Genomic DNA, 7,401 nt, shown 5'->3' with positions numbered 1-7,401 from the left:
CCGGAGACTGCGTAACCATGTCAAGAAGATCATCGGTAAGCCGTGTGCGGGAGAACCGCACGCACGGATTGAAAGGGGACAGAGGAAACGGGCTCTCACGAGCACCGCGCCTCTAACTACCAATGGAGCCGGAGCTGTTCGACCCGTCCCGCGACCCCCACGCCGACCTGGCAGCGGCCCGTACGGCGGCCGCCGCCGACGGCAAGGACATCCTCCTGGCCCTGGGCGCCCGCTGGTGCCCGGACTGCACCGCCTTCGAGGACTGGACCCACGACCCCGAAGTGGCCGAACTCCTCCAGCACAAGTACCACCTGGTCACCGTCAGCGTCGGCACCGACCGAGGCCAACGCGACCAGAACAACGACATAGACGCGGACTTCAACCACCCCATAGCCGGCGGCATCCCGTCCCTGTCGGTCCTCAACCCCGAGGGCAAGATCCGCTTCGACTCCGCCGACGGCGAGTTCGCCCGCGCACGCAAGATGAAGCCCGCGGACCTGCTGGACTTCCTGCGCTTCGGACGCTGACAAGGGCATTAGGCCGAACAGGTGATTGAAGTACATTCGCCTGCGATGCCCGACTGGCTACGCTGAACTTATGGAGTCAGATCGAGTTCCTTCAGAAGGTTGGTCTCCCGTGAGCATCGCTTTTGTGGAGTATCCCCCGCTCCCGGACTCGCCGTTTGCGATGTGGGTCAGCGGCGAGCTCGAGGATCATCTCGGCCTGCCGGAGGGCTTTCGCGTCGAGATCATCGAGGGGGACATCGTCGTGTCGCCTGCTGCTCGCTACACACACAACAGGATCGCCGCGCGCATTGTCACCGCGTTCGGGGTCGCATCGGCCGCTGACCCGGCGTTCCGGTGGGAAGCCGTGCCGAACACCGGCGTCGGAGAACCGGAGTCCAGAGGCTGGATCCCCGATGTGGCGATCGTGGACAAGGCGCGCAGTGACGAAGTGGCTGAGGCCGGCTTGGTGATCATCGGCCCCAGCGACATGACGATGGCCATCGAGGTCACCTCGCCGTCCAACGCCGACCACGATCGCGAGCCGGGTCCCCAGCACCGCCAGAAGAACGGGAACCGCATCAAGACCAAGTGGGCCGACTACGCCGCTGCCGGTGTCGAGTTCTACCTGCTGGTGGACTGTGACCCGCGCGTTTCGCGAGCGATCCTCTATTCGGAGCCGAACCCTTCCGCGTCCCGATACGAGGCTGCTATCGCGTGGAACCTGGGCGCCCCGATCGTCCTGCCCGAGCCGTTCGGGCTGACTGTCGACACCGCCGACTGGAAAGCCTGGTCCTAATGTCCGGCCAAGCGGTCACGCCCCATACAACCGCTGCATCGCATAAGCCGTCATCTGCTCAATAGCCTTCGCATCGAAAACGATCCGATGCTCCCCCTCGATGTCCAGCACGATCCCGTACCCGGTCGGCAGCAGGTCCAGCACCTCGCCCCCGGTCACCGTGAAGTACCGGGACTCCTCCCCCGAGTAAGCCCGCAGCTCCTCCAGCGAGCTGAACATCGGGATCACCGGCTCCGGGGTGTCGTGCAGGGCCAGGAACCCCGGTTGTTCGCCGCGCGGGCAGTAGATCTTCGCGCTGTTGAACACCGTGTAGAAGTCCTCGGGGCCCATCACGCCGCCGGTGAAGGCCCGGATGGCGTCGCTCAACGCGGCGTTGGCCACCTGGGACGGTGGGGGCTCCTGGGGATAGCCGTACACGTCATGAGAGCCTACCCGGCGCTTCCGGTCGAGTGCACCGCGCTCGCGTGATCCACCTCACCGCCCGGTCGCGGGAATCGGGGGAGGTCCGGGCTTGCGGCTAGTTACCGGCGGGTAGCATCCTTGGAGGGAGCTTATTACTCTTCAGTACGACCGGAACGTAACCCTGAGCCGGTCCGGGATCATGGGAGCCAACGGCGATGAGCCACTACAAGTCGAACCTGCGCGACATCGAGTTCAACCTCTTCGAGGTGTTCGGCCGCGGCGAGGTGTACGGGACCGGCGAGTACGCCGACATGGACGTCGACACCGCCAAGTCGATCCTGGCCGAGGTCGAGCGGCTGGCGGTGGAGGAGCTGGCGCCGAGCCTGCTCGACTCCGACCGCAACCCGCCGATCTTCGACCCGGAGACCAACTCCGCCACCCTGCCGGAGAGCTTCAAGCGCTCCTACAAGCAGTTCATGGACGCCGAGTGGTGGCGCCTGGGCCTGCCGACCGAGCTCGGCGGCACCCCGACCCCGCGCACCCTGCGCTGGTCGGTCGCCGAGCTGGTGCTGGGTGCGAACCCGGCGATCTGGATGTACTCCTCCGGCGCCGACTTCGCGACCGTGGTCTGGAACCTGGGCACCGAGGAGCAGCGCAAGGTCGCCCGGCAGATGGTCGAGGGCCAGTGGGGCTCCACCATGGTGCTCACCGAGCCGGACGCCGGCTCCGACGTGGGCGCCGGCCGCGCCAAGGCGATCCAGCAGCCGGACGGCACCTGGCACATCGAGGGCGTGAAGCGGTTCATCACCTCCGGTGAGCACGACCTCAGCGACAACATCATCCACCTGGTGCTGGCCCGCCCCGAGGGCGCCGGCCCCGGCACCAAGGGCCTGTCGCTGTTCATCGTGCCGAAGTACGACTTCGACTGGGACAGCGGCGAACTCGGCGAGCGCAACGGCGCCTTCGTCACCAACGTCGAGCACAAGATGGGCCTGAAGGCCTCCACCACCTGCGAGGTCACCTTCGGCCAGGCCGGCGTCCCGGCCAAGGGCTGGCTGCTCGGCGAGGTGCACAACGGCATCGCGCAGATGTTCAACATCATCGAGTTCGCGCGGATGATGGTCGGCACCAAGGCCATCTCCACGCTGTCCACCGGCTACCTGAACGCGCTGGAGTACGCCAAGCAGCGCGTGCAGGGCTCGGACCTGACCACCCCGGGCAAGGACGCGCCGCGCGTCACCATCACCCACCACCCCGACGTGCGCCGCTCGCTGATGACGCAGAAGGCCTACGTCGAGGGCATGCGCTCGCTGGTGCTCTACACCGCGACCTTCCAGGACGCGATCGAGCAGGCCCGCGCGGCCGGCGGGCAGGACAAGCACGCCGAGCGGATGAACGACCTGCTCCTGCCGATCGTGAAGGGCTACGGCTCGGAGAAGTCCTACGAGCAGCTGGCGCAGGCCCTCCAGATCTTCGGCGGCTCCGGCTTCCTGCAGGAGTACCCGCTGGAGCAGTACATCCGCGACGCCAAGATCGACTCGCTCTACGAGGGCACCACCGCGATCCAGTCCCTGGACCTGTTCTTCCGCAAGGTCGTGAAGGACGGCGGGGTCGCCCTCAACACCCTGAACGAGGAGATCACCAAGTTCCTGGCCGCCAACCCCGGCGGTGCGGACCTGGCCCGCGAGCGCCAGCTGCTGGCCACCGCGCAGGGCGAGGTCGGCGCGATGCTCAAGGCGATGCTGGACAAGGCCGGCGAGTCCCTGTCGGACCCCAAGCAGCTGTACGTGGTGGCGCAGAACACCGTGCGCTTCCTGTTCGCGCTCGGCGACGTCATCGTCTCCTGGCTGCTGCTGCGCGGCGCCACGGTCGCCCAGGCGGCGCTGGCCGACGGCGCGGCCGGCCGGGACGAGGCGTTCTACACCGGCAAGATCGCGGCGGCGCAGTTCTTCCTGCGCAACACGCTGCCGCTGCTGGCCGGCCAGCGCGCCATCGTCGAGGCCACGGACAACTCGCTGATGGACGTGCCGGAGGAGGCCTTCTAAGCACTCTGAGGCCAACGGGCCGGAGTCGAGAGGGTCCATTCGAAAGGGTCCATCCGGGCTCGAACGCCTCTTCGCATTTCACGCAGTCGCCCCTACTCTGCGCCACTATGGCGAGAGCAGGGGCGATTGTGCGTGTGACGGTGCGGACGACCGGCGAACTGCTGGTCACGTTCTCGGTGTTGCTGGTGCTGTTCATGGTGTATCAGCTCTATTACACGAACGTGCTCGGCCGGGACGCGATGAACCACGAAGTCAGCTCGATGCAGCGGCAGTGGTCGGCCACCGCGCCGGCGAGCCCGGCCGCCCCGGCGCCGCACGGCCAGTCCGCCCCGGTGGTGCTGCCGCCGCCGCGGCCGCTGCGCAACGGCGACGACGTCGCGATCCTGCGCATCCCGCGCCTGGGCTCCAGCTTCGGCGACACCGGGGTCCCGGTGCTGGAGGGCGTCGGTCTGGACATCCTGAACCGCGCGACCGGCCACTACCCCGGCACCGCGCTGCCCGGCCAGATCGGCAACTTCGCGGTCGCCGGGCACCGCAAGACGCACGGCGAGCCGTTCCGGCACCTGGACGAGATCCGGGCCGGCGATCTGGTCTACGTCGACACCGAGGCCGCCACGTACACGTACCAGATCGACACCGACCCGGTGATCGTGCAGCCCACCGATCTCGGCGTCGTGGATCCGGTGCCGGGCAAGCCCGGAGTGCCGCCGACCCAGCGTCTCATTACCCTGACGACCTGCAATCCCTGGTGGTCCTCCACCCAGCGGATGATCGTGACCGGCCACTTGGTCTCCGTGACTGCCCGCGGATGACTATTGACACTTCGTCAGATTCCTCCGTCAATGCCTAGGCACCTCTTCGATCTGTCGTTCGATGTCAGGAGGCATCCATGAGTGGTCATCAGATCCTTATCAAGCGCGCGACCTGGCGCGCGACCGCGGTGGGGGGCGCGGTGACGGCCGCCGCGGTGTCGCTGGCGGTGTTCGCGCCGACCGCCAGCGCGGGCACCGTCAGCGTCGGCTACGGCAGCTGCACCAGCAGCAACACCGCGCTCACCCCGCCGCCGCCGGACTACACCTCGCAGGTGACGCTGACCCCTCAGGGTTCTTCGTTCCAGGCGGGCAAGCCCATCACGATCACCTGGCACTACTCGACCTCCACGGCGCCCCCGCCCGGCATCCCGCTGGCGAACGTGGCCTCCGCGAAGGCGAAGATCGTGATCGGCGGCGCGGCGAGTTCGACGATCAGCACCGGGGCGTCGGCGAACTTCCCGCCGCAGCCGGTGACCACCGGAGGGACGTTCCAGATCCCTGATATGACCGCGACGTTCACGCCGGCCGCGGCCGGGACCTACACGCTGACCCCCGGCGACAACGAGCAGGACATCGCGCAGTTCAGCCTGGTTGTAGCGTGTAAGGCCTCTGCGTCCGGCCCGGCGGCCACCATCACCGTGGCTCCGGCCTCCGGCGGCGGCACCAGCTCCTCCCCGTCCGGCAGCTCGCACTCCTCCAGCACGAGCTCTTCGTCGGCGTCGGGTTCGAAGTCGTCCTCGGGCTCTTCGGGCACCTCGTCCTCCTCGACGTCGGCCGCCGGCACCGAGGGCTCCTCGACCGCGAGCGACACGGGATCCACGCCCGCCCCGACCAGTTCGTCGACCGCCGGCGAGCTGCCGCACACCGGCTTCGACGGCCGCTGGCTGTTCGGCGGCGCGGTGCTGGCGGCGGTCCTCGGCGGGACCGGTCTGTACGCCACCCGGCGCCGGCCCGGCAACCACGGCTGAGCCGGAGAGCGGGCGCTCGAACGTGTGTATTGACTTCGCGACCGAGCTGTCCGTGAATATCTGACACCCCATCAGAAACGGTGTGCGACAACCCGACCCTGCGGGCCGCCGGCCCGTGGGTTTGTCACCCCCTCAAAGAGAGGGCACCACTCGTGAGACAAGGGTTCAGAGATCGACACCGAACCAGATCCGGCCGGGCCATGGCTATGGCCGGGACGCTCGCGGTGGCCTTGGCCACCGTGACCGCCCTGGCCCCCGCCGCCTCGGCCGGTACGACGACCGTGAACTACGGGAGCTGCACCAGCAGCAACCCGGGGCTCGCGGCGCCGCCGCCGGACTACAGCAGCCAGGTGACCCTGACCCCGTCGGCGAATTCCGTCGCCGTCGGGTCGCCGGTGACCATCACCTGGCACTACTCGCTGTCCACGGCACCCTCGCCCGGCATACCGATCGCCGACGCGGCCACCGCCAAGGCATCGATCGTGGTCGGCGGGGCGGCCAGCACGACCCTTTCGGCCGGGCCTTCGGCGGCGTTCCCGCCGGCCCCGGTCGCCACCGGCGGGACGTTCCAGATCCCGGACTTCACCGCCACCTTCACGCCCACGACCGCCGGCACCTACACGTTCACGCCCGGGAACAACGAACAGGACGTGGCGCAGTTCGGCATCGTGATCCAGTGCGCGGCCAGCGGCGCGAGCGCGGCGGCGACCGTCACCGCGACCAACGCCTCGGCCGCCGTGGGCAGCGCGTACGTGCGGCCCGGCGGCACGGTGGACTTCACCGGCGCGGGCTGGATCGCCGGGGAGACCGTCACCCCGTCGTTCAAGGACAGCGCGGGCACCGCGACCACCGGAACGGCGATCACCGTACCGGCCGGCGGCGCCGTCTCCGGTTCCATCGCGGTTCCGGCCGCGGCGGCGACAGGTGCCGGTTCCCTTGTGCTCACAGGGAGTACGAGTGGAGCGGTTCCGATCGCGGTCACCGTGTTGGGCGCGCCGACGCTGAGCGCGTCGCCGGCGTCCGGCGGACCGGGCACCGTGGTCGGTCTGTCCGGCGGTAACTGGGATCCCGGCGCCACCGTGGCCGTCAGCGGCGTGGACGCGTCCTCCAACCCGGTCGGCGCCAGCTCGACGCTGACCGCGGACGCCTCCGGCCACTTGTCCGGCGGCTACACGGTGCCGGGCACGGCTATCGCCGCCATCGGAGCCGCGGAACTGGTCGGCGGCGCGCCGAGCACGACGTTGCGCGCGGCGGCGGCGTTCACCTTCGCCGGCAACGCCTGCACCGCGGACGCGGCAGGTGCGCCGGTCTCCGCGACCGGTACATGCTCGGTGCCGCAGAGTGCGAACGTGACCGTCAGCGGCGGTCCGTTGCAGCTGAAGGAGAACACCGGGGCGGTGACCTTCCCGGGCGTGACCCTGGACGGCACCGCGCACAACCAGGCCGGATCGCTCCAGCAGGTCGAGGTCCAGGACTTCCGTGGCACCACCGACGGCTGGGTCCTGAACGCGACCATGTCCGATCTGGCGCTCACCGGTGGTCCGTACGCCAACTCCGGCGCCGCGCCGATCCCGGCGGGCGACGTCTCGGCGAGCGGTCTGAAATGCGCCGGAAACCCGGCCGGGACGACGCCGTATCCGTCGACCCCGACAGCCGGCTCCGGTGGCGCGCTGAGTGCCACCACGGCGATCACGTTGTGCTCGCAGGCGGCGGGCGGGACCAACCCGCCGACCGTCACCGGCGGGGACTTCCTCGTCGACGCCGGGCTGAACCTGTCGGTCCCCGCGTATCTCCTGCAGGGCACCTACACCGGCACGGTAACCATCACCCTGCAGTGACGCGCACAGCGCCGATCTGATGGGGAGTAAGGGG

At 69.0% G+C, this 7,401-nt stretch carries 7 protein-coding genes; 6 read left to right on the top strand and 1 reads right to left on the bottom strand.

Annotation, left to right across the window (positions count from 1 at the left end; all coding sequences use genetic code 11):
- Positions 1-122 precede the first annotated feature (122 nt).
- Positions 123-527: a thioredoxin family protein gene (locus IZR01_RS29580; protein ID WP_194899329.1), complete on the top strand. Its 405-nt coding sequence runs from the start codon at positions 123-125 to the stop codon at positions 525-527.
- A gap of 160 nt (positions 528-687) precedes the next feature.
- Entirely contained in the window at positions 688-1,302 is a 615-nt protein-coding gene (locus tag IZR01_RS29575) for a Uma2 family endonuclease (protein WP_194925765.1), read from the top strand.
- Positions 1,303-1,317: 15 nt separating this feature from the next.
- Here the strand turns inward: IZR01_RS29575 and IZR01_RS29570 are convergent, their stop codons facing one another.
- Positions 1,318-1,719, bottom strand: a complete 402-nt coding sequence (locus IZR01_RS29570) for an SseB family protein (protein WP_194899327.1) — start codon at positions 1,717-1,719, stop codon at positions 1,318-1,320.
- A gap of 200 nt (positions 1,720-1,919) precedes the next feature.
- On the opposite strand from IZR01_RS29570, the gene IZR01_RS29565 reads away from it, so the two are divergent.
- From IZR01_RS29565 to IZR01_RS29550, 4 genes are all read left to right on the top strand, one after another.
- Entirely contained in the window at positions 1,920-3,749 is a 1,830-nt protein-coding gene (locus tag IZR01_RS29565; RefSeq protein WP_194925764.1) for an acyl-CoA dehydrogenase, read from the top strand.
- Positions 3,750-3,856: 107 nt separating this feature from the next.
- Positions 3,857-4,561: a class E sortase gene (locus IZR01_RS29560; RefSeq protein WP_194925763.1), complete on the top strand. Its 705-nt coding sequence runs from the start codon at positions 3,857-3,859 to the stop codon at positions 4,559-4,561.
- A 77-nt stretch (positions 4,562-4,638) separates the two neighbouring features.
- On the top strand, positions 4,639-5,529 hold the full coding sequence (locus tag IZR01_RS29555; protein ID WP_194899324.1) for a hypothetical protein: 891 nt from the start codon (positions 4,639-4,641) through the stop codon (positions 5,527-5,529).
- A 200-nt stretch (positions 5,530-5,729) separates the two neighbouring features.
- Positions 5,730-7,367 (top strand): hypothetical protein, encoded by a 1,638-nt coding sequence (locus IZR01_RS29550; protein WP_194894203.1) that lies wholly within the window; start codon positions 5,730-5,732, stop codon positions 7,365-7,367.
- Positions 7,368-7,401 lie beyond the last annotated feature (34 nt).

It is taken from the genome of Catenulispora pinisilvae, from assembly GCF_015356865.1.
GTDB classification, from domain to species: Bacteria; Actinomycetota; Actinomycetes; order Streptomycetales; family Catenulisporaceae; genus Catenulispora; species Catenulispora pinisilvae.
The sequence above is the reverse complement of the archived record's forward strand: the minus strand, read 5'-3'. Positions and strand labels throughout refer to the sequence as shown.

Excerpts from the sequence above, each read along its gene's own strand:
- IZR01_RS29555 (WP_194899324.1), top strand. The coding sequence starts at position 4,639 with ATGAGTGGTCATCAGATCCTTATCAAGCGCGCGACCTGGCGCGCGACC.
- IZR01_RS29565 (WP_194925764.1), top strand. The coding sequence starts at position 1,920 with ATGAGCCACTACAAGTCGAACCTGCGCGACATCGAGTTCAACCTCTTC.
- IZR01_RS29575 (WP_194925765.1), top strand. The coding sequence starts at position 688 with ATGTGGGTCAGCGGCGAGCTCGAGGATCATCTCGGCCTGCCGGAGGGC.
- IZR01_RS29560 (WP_194925763.1), top strand. The coding sequence starts at position 3,857 with ATGGCGAGAGCAGGGGCGATTGTGCGTGTGACGGTGCGGACGACCGGC.
- IZR01_RS29580 (WP_194899329.1), top strand. The coding sequence starts at position 123 with ATGGAGCCGGAGCTGTTCGACCCGTCCCGCGACCCCCACGCCGACCTG.
- IZR01_RS29550 (WP_194894203.1), top strand. The coding sequence starts at position 5,730 with ATGGCTATGGCCGGGACGCTCGCGGTGGCCTTGGCCACCGTGACCGCC.